Annotated in this window: 13 protein-coding genes; all 13 read right to left on the bottom strand. The window is 62.4% G+C overall.

Annotated features, from left to right (window positions below; all coding sequences use genetic code 11):
* Positions 1-25 precede the first annotated feature (25 nt).
* Positions 26-949, bottom strand: a complete 924-nt coding sequence (gene lpxC / locus BN1121_RS06395; RefSeq protein ID WP_043157252.1) for a UDP-3-O-acyl-N-acetylglucosamine deacetylase — start codon at positions 947-949, stop codon at positions 26-28.
* A 98-nt stretch (positions 950-1047) separates the two neighbouring features.
* Entirely contained in the window at positions 1048-2196 is a 1149-nt protein-coding gene (gene ftsZ / locus BN1121_RS06390; RefSeq protein WP_005349714.1) for a cell division protein FtsZ, read from the bottom strand.
* A gap of 39 nt (positions 2197-2235) precedes the next feature.
* The gene (gene ftsA / locus BN1121_RS06385) at positions 2236-3495 is read right to left on the bottom strand and encodes a cell division protein FtsA (protein WP_005349713.1); all 1260 of its coding nucleotides are present in this window, start codon (positions 3493-3495) and stop codon (positions 2236-2238) included.
* Entirely contained in the window at positions 3476-4228 is a 753-nt protein-coding gene (locus tag BN1121_RS06380; RefSeq protein ID WP_043157251.1) for a cell division protein FtsQ/DivIB, read from the bottom strand. Before BN1121_RS06380 ends, ftsA begins: the two co-directional genes overlap by 20 nt.
* Before the next feature lie 97 nt (positions 4229-4325).
* Positions 4326-5780, bottom strand: a complete 1455-nt coding sequence (murC, locus tag BN1121_RS06375; RefSeq protein WP_005349711.1) for a UDP-N-acetylmuramate--L-alanine ligase — start codon at positions 5778-5780, stop codon at positions 4326-4328.
* A 9-nt stretch (positions 5781-5789) separates the two neighbouring features.
* On the bottom strand, positions 5790-6860 hold the full coding sequence (gene murG / locus BN1121_RS06370) for an undecaprenyldiphospho-muramoylpentapeptide beta-N-acetylglucosaminyltransferase (RefSeq protein WP_005349710.1): 1071 nt from the start codon (positions 6858-6860) through the stop codon (positions 5790-5792).
* Entirely contained in the window at positions 6860-8044 is a 1185-nt protein-coding gene (gene ftsW / locus BN1121_RS06365; RefSeq protein ID WP_005349708.1) for a cell division protein FtsW, read from the bottom strand. The genes murG and ftsW overlap by 1 nt, the downstream gene beginning before the upstream one ends.
* Positions 8041-9324 (bottom strand): UDP-N-acetylmuramoyl-L-alanine--D-glutamate ligase, encoded by a 1284-nt coding sequence (gene murD, locus BN1121_RS06360; RefSeq protein ID WP_005349706.1) that lies wholly within the window; start codon positions 9322-9324, stop codon positions 8041-8043. Before murD ends, ftsW begins: the two co-directional genes overlap by 4 nt.
* A gap of 4 nt (positions 9325-9328) precedes the next feature.
* Positions 9329-10411, bottom strand: a complete 1083-nt coding sequence (gene mraY / locus BN1121_RS06355) for a phospho-N-acetylmuramoyl-pentapeptide-transferase (protein ID WP_005349704.1) — start codon at positions 10409-10411, stop codon at positions 9329-9331.
* Entirely contained in the window at positions 10405-11760 is a 1356-nt protein-coding gene (gene murF / locus BN1121_RS06350; RefSeq protein ID WP_005349702.1) for a UDP-N-acetylmuramoyl-tripeptide--D-alanyl-D-alanine ligase, read from the bottom strand. The genes mraY and murF overlap by 7 nt, the downstream gene beginning before the upstream one ends.
* Positions 11757-13289: a UDP-N-acetylmuramoyl-L-alanyl-D-glutamate--2,6-diaminopimelate ligase gene (gene murE, locus BN1121_RS06345; protein WP_043597440.1), complete on the bottom strand. Its 1533-nt coding sequence runs from the start codon at positions 13287-13289 to the stop codon at positions 11757-11759. The genes murF and murE overlap by 4 nt, the downstream gene beginning before the upstream one ends.
* The gene (locus BN1121_RS06340) at positions 13222-14976 is read right to left on the bottom strand and encodes a peptidoglycan glycosyltransferase FtsI (protein WP_005349698.1); all 1755 of its coding nucleotides are present in this window, start codon (positions 14974-14976) and stop codon (positions 13222-13224) included. Before BN1121_RS06340 ends, murE begins: the two co-directional genes overlap by 68 nt.
* Positions 14973-15287, bottom strand: coding sequence for a cell division protein FtsL (gene ftsL, locus BN1121_RS06335; RefSeq protein WP_005349693.1), 315 nt, complete (start codon positions 15285-15287; stop codon positions 14973-14975). The genes BN1121_RS06340 and ftsL overlap by 4 nt, the downstream gene beginning before the upstream one ends.
* Position 15288 lies beyond the last annotated feature (1 nt).

The raw sequence follows: 15288 nt of genomic DNA, 5'->3' as shown, positions 1-15288 counted from the left end.
GACCGACGCCCTGTCATTCATCCTATCAGGCCAGAACCAGCGAATGGTCGTAGTAGGCGATAGGAGCCTTTGCCTGCTCATCCTCGAAGGTCACCAGTTCCCAGGCTTTCTGGTTGGCGAGCAGGGCACGCAGCAACTTGTTGTTCAGTGCGTGGCCGGTCTTGTAAGCCCGGAACTCACCGATGATGCTGCGATTACACATGTAGAGGTCGCCGATGGCGTCGAGCATCTTGTGCTTGACGAACTCATCTTCGTAACGCAAACCCTCTTCGTTCAACACACGGTAGTCATCGAGTACAACCGCATTTTCCAGACTGCCGCCGAGGGCTAGGTTCTGGGAACGCAGATACTCGATGTCGCGCATGAAGCCGAAGGTACGGGCACGGCTGATCTCTTTCACGAAAGAGGCGCCGGAGAAGTCCAGCACACAGCGCTGATTACGCCCGGCAAAAACGGGATGTTGGAAATCGATCTCGAGATCCATCTTGAAGCCATTGCGATAGGGGTGGAATTCCGCCCACTTGTCGCCATCTTCAACACGCACGCTCTGCTTGATGCGCACAAACTGCTTGGGCGCATTCTGCTCGCGAACCCCAACCTCCTGCAGCAGGTAGATGAACGGATGCGCACTGCCATCCATCACCGGCACTTCCGGTGCATCCACCTCGACATACAGGTTATCGATTCCCATGCCCGCCAAGGCGGCAGAGAGATGCTCAATGGTCGAGACCCGCACCCCCTGGTCATTGACCAGGGCGGTACAGAGCAGGGTATCGCGTACCTGATCCGCGTTGGCAGGCAACTCCACAACAGGATTCAGATCGGTACGCAAGTAAACGATACCTGTGTTCACAGGCGCCGGACGGAACGTCATGGTGACTTTCCGGCCAGAATGCAGGCCAACACCGGTAGCCTGGACACTCGTTTTCAAGGTTCTTTGTCTAATCATGGGTGCATCCGCTCAACAGCAAAATTCATGGCTAAAAAGCCGTGGCTGCCCATCTTAGCACAATCCTTAAGCGACAAACAAACCGAGGTCGGATGACCTCAGTCCGCTTGCTTGCGCAGGAAGGCCGGGATGTCCAGATAATCGGGCTCACGACGGGCCTGGGGCTCGGCGTTGACCACCTTGGCCGGGGCCTCTTCCATCACGCGACCGGGCATCATGTCACCCAGCGGCTGACGAACCGGACGCTCTTGCACCTGGCTGTTCTTGACCAGAGTGATGTCCGGCTTGCGCTCGGCACCAATACCGGTGGCAACCACGGTCACACGCAGCTCGTCGTGCATTTCGGGGTCGATAACGGTCCCCACCACCACGGTGGCATTCTCGGAGGCGAAGGCCTTGACCGCGTTACCCACGGTTTCGAACTCTTCGATGGTCATGTCGAGGCCAGCGGTGATGTTGACCAGGATGCCGCGGGCACCGGCCAGATCCACGTCTTCCAGCAGCGGGCTGGAGATCGCCTTCTCGGCCGCTTCCTCGGCACGGTCGTCACCGGACGCAGAGCCGGTCCCCATCATGGCGGTACCCATCTCGCGCATCACGGTACGCACGTCCGCGAAGTCGACGTTGATGAGACCCGGGCGGGTGATCAACTCGGCGATCCCCTGCACGGCGCCCAGCAGGACATCGTTGGCGGCCTTGAAGGCGTCCAGCAGGGAGATGCCGCGACCCAGCACCTTCAGCAGCTTGTCGTTGGGGATGGTGATCAGGGAGTCGACGTTCTTGGACAGCTCTTCGATCCCGTGCTGGGCATAGCCCATACGCTTCTTGCCTTCGAAGGAGAAGGGCTTGGTCACCACGGCCACGGTCAGGATACCCATTTCGCGGGCCACTTCGGCCACGATCGGGGCAGCACCGGTACCGGTACCACCACCCATACCGGCGGCGATGAAGACCATGTCGGAACCGGCCAACAGCTCACGCAGGCTCTCGCGATCTTCCATCGCGGCATCGCGACCCACTTCAGGATTGGCGCCGGCGCCGAGACCCTTGGTGATGCCACCACCGATCTGCAGCGTAGTATTGGCACTGGAGTTGCGCAGGGCCTGGGCATCGGTGTTCACCGTGATGAACTCCACGCCCTCGATGTTCTGACGAACCATGTGCTCGACGGCGTTGCCACCGCCACCGCCCACGCCCACCACCTTGATGACGGCTTCGTCAGTATGGCTATCCATGAATTCAAACATAATGTCTCTCCGCTTTATTTGCTGACTTCAGCAAAATTCTTAAAACTCGCCACGCAACCAGTTGCTGACCCGTTTGACCAGCCCACCGACACTTGCCTTGGCGGCATATTCTTTGCTCGGACCGCTGCTTTGGTGCGTGCGGCCATACTGCAGCAACCCCACGGCCGTGGAATAGACCGGTGCTTGCACATAATCACTCAGGCCGCGCACGTTGAGGGGTTCCCCCACTCGCACCTGGCACTGAAAAACTTGTTCGGCGCACTCGACGACGCCCTCGATCTGGGCGGCGCCACCGGTGAGCACGACGCCGGCGGCCAGCTGATGCTTGACCCCCTGCTGCTTCAATTCGTTTTGCACCTTCACCAGCTCGTCATGAACCATGGAGAGCAGCTCGGTGTAGCGCGGCTCTATCACCTCGGCCAGCGTCTGACGTTGCAGACTGCGGGCGGGACGACCACCCACGCTCGGCACCTCTATGGTGTCTTCCTTGCTGACCAAGCGCCCCAGGGCGCAACCGTAGCGCACCTTGATCGCCTCGGCGTCCAGCGGCGGAGTGCCGAAGGCGTAGGCGATGTCGCTGGTGACCGTGCTGCCAGCGTACGGGATCACCTTGGTGTGGCGCAGGGCGCCCCCGGTGAACAGGGACATGTCCATGGTGCCACCACCGATGTCGACCACGCAGACGCCGAGCTCCTTCTCGTCCTCGGTGAGGACGGCGTAGCTGGACGCCAGGGCAGAGAAGATAAGCTGGTCCACTCGCAGCCCCACCTTCTCCACGCATTTTTCGATGTTACGCGCCATGTCGTTGTGACAGGTGACGATGTGCACCTTGGCGGCCATCCGCACACCGGAGAGACCGACCGGGTTCTTGATCCCCTCCTGGTAGTCGATGGCGAACTCTTGGGGCAGCACGTGCAGTACGCGCAGCTCGTCGGAGAGACGCACCGACTTGGCGGTGTGGATCACGTTGTCCACATCCTCCTGGGTCACCTCCTCATCGGAGATGGGCACCATGCCGGTCTCATTGCGACAGTCGATATGCTTGCCCGACAGCCCCAGATAGACGGAGCTGATCTGGCAGTCGGCCATCATCTCGGCCTCTTCGACGGCGCGGCGCAACGACTTGACCACGGAGTCGAGGTCGTTCACGCCCCCCTTGTCCATGCCGCGCGAGGTGTGGCTGCCCATGCCGATGACATTCAACTCACCGTCCGGCAATACCTCACCCACCAGAACCGCCACCTTGTTGGTGCCGATGTCCAGTCCGACAATCAGGTTTCTATCTGCGGCTTTGGTCATTCACTTTCTCTTCGTTCTTCTTCCATCCAACCGCCAATCCGGTGTCGTATCTCAGATCCACGTAAGCGATCAGCTCACGGGGCTGGATATCCGGAAAGACATCGACAAACCGCTGCAAACGAGAGAGCTCATCCGAGCGCCCAAGAAACAGCTGGGTGCCCCCCTCCAGGGTCAACTCCCAGGCATGACGGGCCGTGAGATTGACCTTGGCGATCCTGAATCCTTTCGCCGAGAGCAGCGCCTGATACCCGTAATAAGCCTCCAAAACCCGCTTGGCCTGATCGTCCGGCCCCGACAGGGAAACCAGAGGAACCTTGACCCGGTCGGGCGCCTTGAAGACCACGCCATCCTTGCTCAGGAAGCGATTTCCATTCCAACGCGACGCCACCGTCTGCTCGGTCAGGAACACCTTGATCTTGTTCGGCCATTTCTTGCGGACCGACACCTGAGCCACCCATGGCAGGGCATTCAGACGGGCCTGGACCGCATTGACATCCAGCTCGAAGAAGTTACGCGACTCTGCGCCATCAAGCACAGCGACTCGCACCTCTTCGGGCTTCACATAGTCGTGTTGCCCCTGCAGCAACAGCTCACTCATGGGCAACCGATTCGCATCCGTCAGCCAGTCGCTGACATTTAATGCACACCGGTAGAGGCCCCAAATCACCAGCAGGAAAAACAGAACCCCTGCGAGGAAGCCTCCTTTGGTGCGCGGCTGTGCCCTTGCCTCCAACCTGCGCTCCCCGTTCAACCCCTTGTCTCGCCGGCCCCAGTGCCGGACTCGCCATTATATAGGCCCCGACATGGGGGGCAAAACCCCCATGACTGGCTCAAACGCCAGATTTCATGCGGTTTATATCCAATTTCATCTCTGCAAGACGTCGACTGAGGGCTCCAACGTTGCCCGCCCCCTGAGTCAACACCAGATCCCCCTCGCCGACGATGTCGGCCAGCGCTGCCGGCACATCCTCGGTCGCAGCCACAAAAATGGGCTCGAGATTGCCACGAGAGCGGATTGAGCGGCACAGTGCCCGACCATCGGCACCAGGGATGGGATCTTCACCGGCAGCATACACTTCGAGCATCACCAGCACATCTACCTTGGAGAGCACCTCGGCAAAATCCTCGTAGAGATCACGGGTTCGGGTGTAACGGTGCGGTTGAAACACCATCACCAGCCGCTTCTCGGGCCAACCGGCACGGGCGGCGTTGATGGTCACCTTCACCTCACTCGGATGGTGGCCGTAGTCGTCAACCAGCATGGCCTTACCACGGCCGGTCTCGAACTCACCAAACTGCTGGAAGCGGCGTCCCACCCCCTCGAACTTCTCGAGAGCGCGGACGATGGCCTCGTCGGCGATGCCATCCTCGGTCGCGACGGCAATTGCCGCGGCGGCATTCAAGGCATTGTGGATTCCTGGCAGGTTGAGTCTCACCGCCAGCTCACCCCCTTCCTTACGACGCACCTTGAAGCTGCTGTGGTTGGTGGTCTGGGCAAAATCCAGCACCTGCACGTCGGCATCATCAGCGAGGCCATAGGTGATGGTGGGACGCGCAATCTCGGGCAACATGCCACGGATCACAGGGTCATCCACGCACACCACCGCCAGTCCGTAGAAGGGCAGGTTGTGCAGAAACTCGATGAAGGTGGCCTTGAGCCTGGAGAAGTCACCGCCATAGGTATCCATATGATCCGCTTCGATATTGGTCACGATAGAGACCATAGGTTGCAGATGCAGGAAGGAGGCGTCGCTCTCGTCGGCCTCGGCGATGAGGTAACGGCTGCTCCCCAGACGCGCATTGGTGCCGGCACTGTTGAGCAGGCCGCCGATGACGAAGGTCGGGTCACGTTCGGCCTCGGCATAGATACTGGCCACCAGGCTGGTGGTAGTGGTCTTGCCGTGGGTCCCGGCGACGGCAATGCCGTGGCGAAAGCGCATCAGCTCGGCCAACATCTCGGCACGGCGCACCACGGGGATGCGCAGCTCGCGAGCGGCCAGCAGCTCGGGGTTGTCCTGCCGAATGGCGGTAGAGACCACCACGACGCTGGCCCCCTGCACATGCTCGGCGCTATGGCCGAGGAAGATCTCGGCCCCCAGGGCGACGAGACGCTCGGTCACGGCGTTACGCGCCAGATCCGAGCCGCTTACCTGATAACCCTCATTAGCCAGGACCTCGGCGATCCCCCCCATACCGGCACCACCGATGCCGATGAAGTGGATGCGACGCACGCGGCGCATCTGGGGGATCATGGTACGCAGTTTTGCCAGTTCAACCTTGGTCATAGCTCTCTCTCACTCGGCCAGACGTTTGCATTCGTCAGCGACGCGCTCTGCCGCATCGACGATCGCGATGCGACGAGCCGCCTGGGCCATCTTCAACAATGTATCCCTGCGCCCAGCCAGCCAGACCAGACGGGCAGCCAGGGATGCCGGGGTCAGATCGGACTGGGGCAGAAACTCGGCCGCACCGCCATCGACCAGGGTCAAGGCGTTGCGGGTCTGGTGATCGTCCACCGCGTGGGGCAGCGGCACAAAAATGGCGGCGACGCCGGCGGCAGCCACCTCGGAAACGGTCAGGGCACCGGCACGGCAGACCACCAGGTCGGCCCAGGCGTACGCCCCGGCCATGTCCTTGATAAAGTCACTCACCTCGGCCTCAAGCCCCAGCTTGCCATAGGCCATGGCCACGGCGTCCTGGTTACCCTTACCGGTCTGATGGCGGACTTCGATGGGGAGGCCGGCGGCGGCCACGGCCAGGGGCACCTGTTCATTGAGCACACGAGCCCCAAGGCTACCACCAATGATCAGCAGCCGAAGCGGGCGCTCACCACGCGCCATGCGTTGCTCGGGAGCTGGCAGGGCAACCACCTCGGGACGCACCGGGTTACCCACCACGGCGGTACGGCGGCTTGGTGCGAAGGCACCGGGGAAGGCCATCAACACGCGCTTGGCGATACGGGCCAGCAGCTTGTTGGTCATGCCGGCTGAGGCATTCTGCTCGTGCAGCAACAAGGGGATCCCCGAGACCCAGGCCGCCACGCCACCCGGACCGGAGGCGAAGCCCCCCATACCGAGGACCACGTCGGGGCGGATCTCTTTCAATACGCGGCGCGCCTGCAGGATCGACTTGACGATGCGATAAGGCGCCTCGAGCAGACGCTTGAGGCCGTTACCACGGACACCCTGGATATCGATGAAGGAGATGGGGTAGCCGTGAGCAGGCACCAACTCAGCCTCCATCCGGTCGGCGGTGCCGAGCCAATGAATGGTCCACCCCTGCGCCTTCAATCGATCGGCCACGGCCAGCCCTGGGAAGACGTGCCCCCCGGTACCACCGGCCATCACCAACAAGGTCTTGCTCACTATGCCTCCCGCACGCGCGCCTGGGCACTCGCCTGGCGCAACTCAAAATCGATACGAATCAACATACTCACCGCCACCGACATGATGATGAGACTGGAGCCGCCATAGCTCACCAGTGGCAGGGTCAGCCCCTTGGTGGGCATCATGCCGCTGGCGGCGCCCACGTTGACGAACGTCTGAAAACTGAACCAGATGCCGATGCCGATGGCGAGGTACCCCTCGTAGAGGCGCTGGGCCTGGAGACAGGCGTGGCCGAGGCGCAGGGCCTTGGCCGCCATGAAAAACTGCAGCGCCAGCACCGCCAGCACACCGAGGTAGCCAAGCTCTTCGCCGAGGATGGCGAACACGAAGTCGGTGTGGGCCTCCGGGAGGTACTCGAGCTTCTGGATCGAGTTGCCGAGCCCCTCCCCCAGCCAGCTGCCGCGACCAAACGCCATCAGGGACTGGGTCAGCTGATAGCCGCTACCGAAGGGATCGGCCCAGGGGTCGAGGAAGGAGGTCACACGACGCATCCGGTAGGGCTCGGCGATGATCAGGGTCACCACGGCGCCCACACCGGCCAGAATGAGGCCGATGAACTGCATCATGCGGGCACCGGCCAGAAACAGCATGCCGAGGGTGGTGACGAACATCACCACCACAGAACCCAGATCGGGCTGCAGCAACAGCAGGATGGCCAGCACGAAGAGCACCGCCAGCGGCTTCATGAAGCCGATGAGGCGCTCCCGCACCTCGTGCTGACGCCGCACCAGGTAGCCCGCCAGATAGACAAACAGGGCCAGCTTGGCGAACTCTGCCGGCTGCAGGTTGAAGGGGCCCAGCGGCAACCAGCGCACCGAGCCGTTGACACTGCGTCCCGCCACCAGCACCAACACCAACATGATGATGGCCAGCAGCAGCATGGAGCCGTTGTATTGCTGCCAACGCACCATGGGTACCTGCAACACGAACCAGGCGATGCCGAGCGCCATCACCAGGAAGGTGGCGTGACGCTTCACAAACAGGAAGGGGTCACCCGCCAGGGAGATCCCCTCGGGGATGGAGGCAGAGGCGACGATGACGAGGCCGACCATCATCAGGGAGAAGGCCAGGGTCACCAGCTGGCGATCATAGAGCGCGCCGGGCCGCTGGGGCATCAAGACGCCCCATACCCAGACCGCAGTCGATCGCAGCAGTTGTTTCATAGACCCATCACCCGTGCACTGAAGCGGTCACCCCGCTCCTCGAAGGATTTAAATTGATCCAGGCTGGCACACGCCGGTGCCAACAGCACCCAATCACCAGACTTGGCCTCAGCGGCAGCGCGGCTGATCGCCTCATCCATGTCGGCCACCAGCTCGGTCTGAGCACCGAGAGCAGCCAACAGGGCGCCATCTTGACCGAAGCAGTACATCTTGTCGATCTGGGTGCCAAGCAGGGCCTGTAGCGGACCAAAATCCTGTCCCTTGCCTTGGCCCCCCGCCAGCAGGATGAGTTTGCCTTTGACCGCCTCGCGCACGCCGGCGACGGCCGCCAGGGTAGCGCCCACGTTGGTGGCCTTGGAGTCGTTGATCCAGCGCACGCCGCCGACCTCGCGTACGAAGCGGGCGCGATGGGCCAGCCCCTCGAAGCGGCGCAGCACGGCGAGCTGCGGCTCGCGCGGTATGCCCACCGCATCGCACAGGGCCATGGCGGCCAGTGCGTTGGCCTGGTTGTGGGCACCCACTATCTTCATCTCGTCCACCGCCAGCAGGGGCTCACCGTGCAGGGTGAGCCAGCAGCGCCCCTCAATCTCGCAGCGGCCATAGGCGTTGCAGTCGAGACCGAAGCTGCTCCAGACGGTACCCACATCGGGCTGGGTCTGCAGATCGTCGCGGTTGATCAGTATGTGACGGGAGTGTTGATGGATCTTCTGCTTGGCGGCGCGATAGTCGGCCATACCCTCGTAGCGATCCATATGATCCTCGGAGAGGTTGAGCACCACTGAGGCGGCAGCTTGCAGGCTATGGGTGGTCTCGAGCTGGAAACTGGAGAGCTCCAGCACATAGAGATCGGCAGGCGCGTTGAGGAGCGCCAGTGCCGGCACCCCAATGTTGCCCCCCACGCCGACTCGAAGGCCGGCCTCTTGGATCATCTCACCGACCAGTGTCGTGACCGTGCTCTTGCCGTTGGATCCGGTGATGGCCACGACGGGGGCCTTGGCCTCGCGCACGAACAGCTCGATATCGCCGACGATCTCGACGCCGCGCTCGGCGGCAGCCTTGAGCTCTGGGGTCGCCAAAGCGATGCCGGGGCTCGCGACGATGAGGTGCGCCTGGTTCAGACGCTCCCCATCCAGTCCCAGGATCAGCTCGACCTCGGGCGGCAACTGGTCACGGCCCGGCGGATTGGCGCGGGTGTCCATCACCAGAGGCGTCACGCCCTTGGCGAGGAAGTACTCCACACAGGAGAGGCCCGTCTTGCCGAGTCCGATGATGATGACCATGGGCTTACCTCACCTTCAGGGTCGCCAGACCCAGCAATACCAGCACGAGCGTGATGATCCAGAAGCGCACTATGACGCGCGGCTCCGGCCAGCCCTTCTTCTCGTAGTGGTGGTGGATAGGCGCCATGCGGAAGATCCGCACGCCACGCAGCTTGTAGGAGCCCACCTGCAGGATCACCGAGAGGGTCTCCATCACGAAGACGCCGCCCATGATGACCAGCAGGAACTCCTGACGCACCAGCACGGCTATGGTGCCGAGTGCCCCGCCGAGAGCCAGAGAGCCCACGTCGCCCATGAAGACCTGAGCCGGGTAGGTGTTAAACCAGAGGAAGCCCAGCCCTGCGCCTATGATGGCGGTGCACACCACCACCAGCTCGGAGGTATAGGGCACGTAGGGGATGTGCAGATAGCTGGCGAAGTTGACGTTGCCGGTGGCCCAGGCGATCAGGGCGAAGCCGGCGGCGACCATGACGGTCGGCATGATGGCGAGACCGTCGAGACCATCGGTCAGGTTAACCGCATTGGAGGTGCCTACGATGACAAAGTAGGTGAGCAGAATGAAGAGCAGCCCGAGCTGCGGCATCACCTCTTTAAGGAAGGGCACCACCAGCTGGGTCTGACCGTCGTGGGTCGCCGTGGTATAGAGATAGAAGGCGACGCCAAGGGCGACCACGGACTGCCAGAAGTACTTCCAGCGGGCGATGAGGCCATCGGTATTCTTGCGCACCACCTTGAGGTAGTCATCGGCGAAACCGATGGCGCCATAGGCGCCCAGCACGAATAGCACCAGCCAGACATAGGGATTGTCGAGACGGCACCAGAGCAGCACCGAGGTGAAGATGGCGGCGATGATCATCAGGCCGCCCATGGTCGGGGTGCCTTTCTTGCTGAGGTGCGACTCGGGACCATCGTTGCGGATCACCTGGCCAAATTTCAGGATCTGGAGGCGACGGATGAGGCGCGGCCCCATCCAGAGGGCGACGAACAGCCCCGTCAGGATCGACAGGATGGAACGAAACGTCAGGTAGGAGAAGACGTTAAAGAAGGTAAAGTGCGGGGTGAGCAGTTCCGCCAGCCAGACTAGCATTGGGCCTGCTCCTGATGGTGCTTGACCATCTCGACGATCTCTTCCATCCGGGAGCCACGCGCCCCCTTCACCAGTACCGCTATCTCTGCGTGATTCTCAATCATGGTTGCCAGCACTTCATAGAGCGATGCCTTGTTATCGAAATGACGACCACCCGCGGCATCTGCGGTGTGGCGACTCTCTTCTCCGACCGTGAGCACGGCATCCAGGCCGCGTTCACGGGCATGATGCCCAACCCGGGCATGCTGTTCGGCCGACTCGGCCCCCAGCTCCCGCATGTCACCAAATACCAGCACCCGATAGCCCGCCATCTCGCGCAGGGCATCGATCCCCGCCAGCACAGACTCCACGCTGGCGTTATAGGTATCGTCGATCAGGGTGAGGCCACCCCAGCGCTGGACGCAGAAACGCCCCTTGACCGGCGCCATTCCCTCCAATCCGGCCTTGATAGAGGCCAGGGAGGCACCGAGCGCCTGACAGCCGGCGGCGGCAGAGAGGGCGTTGGCGATGTTGTGCCGCCCGGGAATGGCCAGCGTCAGCGCCACCTCCCCCTCGGGGGTGACCATGACAAACTCGGCGCACCCGGCTCCGTTGATGCGGATGTCGCGGGCGTGGAACGGCTGGCTCTGATCTTCGATGGAGAAGCCGCAGGCGATCCCCCGCTCCCGCCACTTGGGCCAGAATTCGTTGTCGGCGTTGACGATGGCGGTGCCGCCCTCGCTCAGCCCCTCGAAGATCTCGCTCTTGGCGTGATAGATCCCCTCGAGGGAGCCGAAGCCTTCCAGATGTGCGGCCGCCACGTTATTGATGATGGCGGCATCGGGCAGGGCCAGGGAGGTGGTCCAGGCGATCTCCCCCTTGTGGTTGGCACCCAGCTCCATCACAGCGAAATTGTGCTCGGGCTCGAGGCGCAGCAGGGTCAGCGGCACCCCCACCTCGTTGTTAAAGTTGCCGGCGGTGGCCAGCACGCGCCCTTCCTGAGAGAGGATGGCGGAAGCCATCTCCTTGACCGTGGTCTTGCCGCAGCTACCTGTGATGGCGAGGACTTTGGGGTTGACCCGCTGGCGCACCAGACGCCCCAGACGACCGAGGCCGCGCAGGGTATCGTCGACCACCAGCTGCGGCACAGCCAACGGCAGCTCACGCTCGACCAACAGGGCGCTGGCACCGGCGGCAAGAGCCTGGTCGCAGAAGTCATGGGCATCGAAGCGCTCGCCACGCAGGGCAACGAACAGGGATCCGCTCGCCAGCTGACGGGTGTCGGTGCTGACGGCCTTGATGGTGCAATCCTCCCCGACCAGGCGAGCCTCGATGACGCTGGCGATGTCGGAGAGTTGAAGGGTCATCATCTGAATGACTCCGGTAGTGTTTGCAGCACGGCAGCGACCGTCTCGCGATCGCTGTAGTGGCGCTTGTCCTTGCCAATGATCTGGTAATCCTCGTGACCCTTACCGGCCACCAGGACGATATCTTGCGGGCCCGCCTGAGTCAGGGCGAGACGAATGGCCGTCACCCGGTCGTGCTCTATCTGCACCGTCTCGGGTTGGCTCAGCCCCGCCACCATGTCGGCCATGATTTGACGCGGCTCTTCGGTGCGCGGGTTGTCGTCGGTCAGGATAACGCGGTCCGCATGACGCTCGGCCATGGCCGCCATCATGGGACGCTTGCCGCGATCCCGATCTCCGCCACACCCGACCAGGCACCAGAGGCGCCCGTGACAATGCACACGCAGGGCAGCCAGCGCCTTCTCGAGGGCATCGGGGGTATGGGCATAGTCGACCACGGCGAGGGGCTTACCCTGGCCGCCGAAGCACTCCATTCGACCGGTCACCGGTTGCAAGCGAGGGGCGCTGTCGAGCAGGCTCTGGAAGTCATAACCCAGCACCAGCATGACCCCCATGGCCGCCAACACATTCGCCACGTTAAAGCGGCCCAGCAAGGGGGCGGATAATACACCATTCCCCCAAGGTGAGGTAATGCGGGCACGGAAGCCTTGCTGATGAAATTCCAGCTCGGAGGCGAGCAGTTGGGGGCCCTGATGACCCGTGACGCCCCCCTCCATGCTGTAGGCCACGGCGGCGGGTCGACGCGCCAACCACTGACGCCCGAGCTCATCGTCACCATTGATGACGGCGCACCGCTCGGCGACCAGATCCAGCAGCCGCTCCTTGGCCTCACCATAGGCCTCCATGGTGCCGTGATAATCCAGGTGATCGCGACTCAAGTTGGTATACGCCGCAGCGGCGAAACGCACCCCGGCCACTCGGTGCTGTACCAGGCCGTGACTGGAGACCTCCATGGCCACCAAGTCTGCCCCTTGGTCGCGCAGGGCGCGCAGGGTGCCCTGCACCTCGATGGCACTGCCGGTGGTGTTGGCCGCCTCGACCAGCTCGCCAAACAGGCCATTACCCACTGTGCCCATCACGCCGGCACGACCCCCAAGCAGGGTACGCCAGTTGGCCACCAGCAGCGCCGTGGTACTCTTACCGTTGGTTCCGGTTACCCCCACCAGCTGAAGCTCGGCGGCAGGCTCACCGTAGAAGCGACCAGCCAGAGTAGAAAGATGAGCGGACAAGTCGGGAATCCCAACACAGGGCACGCCCACGGCGGGGGCGACGTAGCCCTCATCTGCCTCGAACAACACGGCGGCGGCCCCCTGGGCCACCGCCTGCTCGATGAAGCGTCGGCCATCCACCTGATGCCCCTTCACCGCCACAAACAGGAAGCCCTGGCGCACCTCACGACTATCGAGGGTTATGCCGGTCAACGAGACCGCGGGTGCGGTCACGCCGAAGGGTTGCAACAGTAGATCAAGTGCGCGGAACAAGGGGAGCCTCCTGGCGGGCGAGTTTTCCGGCCTGAGGCGCCGTGTCGGCATCCGGCCTGATATTAAACAGTTGCAATACACCACCCATGGCTTCGGCAAACGGTGGGGTCGCGACCGCACCACCGTAATAGGCCTTACCCTTGGGCTCATTGATCACGACAACCATGGCAAAACGGGGATCGCTGGCGGGGGCAAAACCGGCAAACCAGGCCATGTAGTCCTTGCCATAGCCACCGGCGACCGCCACCTTGGCGGTACCACTCTTGCCGCCGATGCGAAAGCCCGGCACCTTGGCCTTGGGGATGGCGCTATCGACCACGTATTCGAGTGCACCGAGCATCGCCCTGGCATCCTTGGGATTGATCACCTGCTCGCAGGTCGGTGCCTTGTCGAGGCGGGTCACCGAAATGGGAACCCGGCAACCACCATTGGCCAGGGTGGAGTAGGCCGAGACCAGTTGTAGCGGGGTCACCCGCAGACCATAACCAAACGAGAGAGTTGCGCGCTCGATATCAGACCAACGACGGCGCTGCGGCAACATGCCGCCACTCTCTCCCATCAGGCCGCTGCCGGATTCGATGCCGAAGCCAAGCAGACTGAGGGTGTTGATCATGTCCTGAGCCTGCATGCGCAGGGCGATCCGCGACATGCCGATGTTGGAGGAGTAGCGCAGGATATCGTGGAGGTTATTGGCGTGATGGATACTCACGTCCTTGATCTGCTTGGCGCCGATAAACAGGGGCTTGGCATCGATGAAGTCGTCCCAGCTGGTGACCCCGGCGTGCAGGGCACTGAGCAAGATCAACGGTTTGACGGTCGAGCCCGGCTCATAGGTGTCGGTTACCACCCGATTACGCACCCGGAAACTCTGATATTGGCCTCGGTTGTTGGGGTTATAAGAGGGGGTGTTGACCATGGCGAGTACCTCGCCGGTCTTGATATCCAGCATCACCATGGAGCCTGAGGTGGCCATGTTCTCATCGGTCGCCTTCTTGAGTGCCCGATAGGCGATGGACTGAACCCGCTGATCGATGCTCAGGCTCAAGTCGTTGGCATCTTTCCCCTCTTTGACCACGCCCAGGTGCTCGATGACCCGACCGTGCCTGTCTTTACGCACCCGCATCTCGCCCGGCGTGGCGGTCAGCCAGTCGTTGTAGCTGCGTTCGATCCCCTCGATACCCCGGCCATCGATGTTGGTCACCCCCACCAGGTGGGCACTGATCTCGCCGGTCGGATAGAAACGGCGCGACTCGGGGCGCAGATAGACACCACCCAGCCGGAGCCCCTTGATGTATTCGGCCACGGCAGGAGTGACCTGGCGCTGCAGATAGACGAAACGCTTCTTGGGATTGGCCACCTTGTGCTTGAGGCTCTTGAGATCCACTTTGAGCACTTCGGAGAGCGCCTGCCAGGCACGTTCATTGTTGACGGCACCGGACTCGTGCACCGTCTTGGGATCCGCCCACACCGCCTCAACCGGCACAGAAACCGCCAGTTGCTCACCATTGCGGTCGGTGATCATGCCACGCACCGCCTGGGTCTCTGTGGTACGCAGGGAACGCATATCCCCTTCTTGGCGCAGACGGTCGGGATCGATGACCTGGATCCAGGCAAGGCGCAGGATCAAACCGACAAAGGCGATCCCGATGAAGACGATCAGGGTGCGGAAGCGCCACGGGTGGACCGTGGTCGTCTGTTTGGCGTTTTTGGTTGCCTTGGGAGTAGGTTTGCGACTCATGGCTCTATGATCACCTTCTCGGTGGTGACGATGGGACGCGCCATCTGCAGCTTCTCCATCGCCAGGGCCGCGACGCGGGAGTGTTCGGCCAGGGTGCTCTGCTCGAGCAGCAGGTGGCGCCACTCGATCTCGAGCGAATCCCGCTCTGCCATCAGTTCGTTATAACGAGAGGTGGTGGTGCGCGTCATGTTGGTGACCAGGATACTGGCGAAGGCGGTCACCAAGACCGCCAGGATCAGGAAGAGCTGGATCTTGTGACGTCCCAGATCGGAGAGGATCTCGCGGGAAAGGTTGATACGCTCTTCGGCCATG

Origin of the sequence: Aeromonas diversa CDC 2478-85, assembly GCF_000819805.1 — a bacterium.
GTDB lineage: Bacteria > Pseudomonadota > Gammaproteobacteria > Enterobacterales > Aeromonadaceae > Aeromonas > Aeromonas diversa.
The sequence above is the reverse complement of the archived record's forward strand: the minus strand, read 5'-3'. Positions and strand labels throughout refer to the sequence as shown.

Bases quoted from the DNA above. Each gene is read 5' to 3' on its own strand.
- lpxC (WP_043157252.1), bottom strand. From the start codon at position 949: ATGATTAGACAAAGAACCTTGAAAACGAGTGTCCAGGCTACCGGTGTT.
- ftsZ (WP_005349714.1), bottom strand. From the start codon at position 2,196: ATGTTTGAATTCATGGATAGCCATACTGACGAAGCCGTCATCAAGGTG.
- ftsA (WP_005349713.1), bottom strand. From the start codon at position 3,495: ATGACCAAAGCCGCAGATAGAAACCTGATTGTCGGACTGGACATCGGC.
- murC (WP_005349711.1), bottom strand. From the start codon at position 5,780: ATGACCAAGGTTGAACTGGCAAAACTGCGTACCATGATCCCCCAGATG.
- ftsW (WP_005349708.1), bottom strand. From the start codon at position 8,044: ATGAAACAACTGCTGCGATCGACTGCGGTCTGGGTATGGGGCGTCTTG.
- murD (WP_005349706.1), bottom strand. From the start codon at position 9,324: ATGGTCATCATCATCGGACTCGGCAAGACGGGCCTCTCCTGTGTGGAG.
- mraY (WP_005349704.1), bottom strand. From the start codon at position 10,411: ATGCTAGTCTGGCTGGCGGAACTGCTCACCCCGCACTTTACCTTCTTT.
- murF (WP_005349702.1), bottom strand. From the start codon at position 11,760: ATGATGACCCTTCAACTCTCCGACATCGCCAGCGTCATCGAGGCTCGC.
- murE (WP_043597440.1), bottom strand. From the start codon at position 13,289: ATGCCGACACGGCGCCTCAGGCCGGAAAACTCGCCCGCCAGGAGGCTC.
- BN1121_RS06340 (WP_005349698.1), bottom strand. From the start codon at position 14,976: ATGAGTCGCAAACCTACTCCCAAGGCAACCAAAAACGCCAAACAGACG.
- ftsL (WP_005349693.1), bottom strand. From the start codon at position 15,287: ATGGCCGAAGAGCGTATCAACCTTTCCCGCGAGATCCTCTCCGATCTG.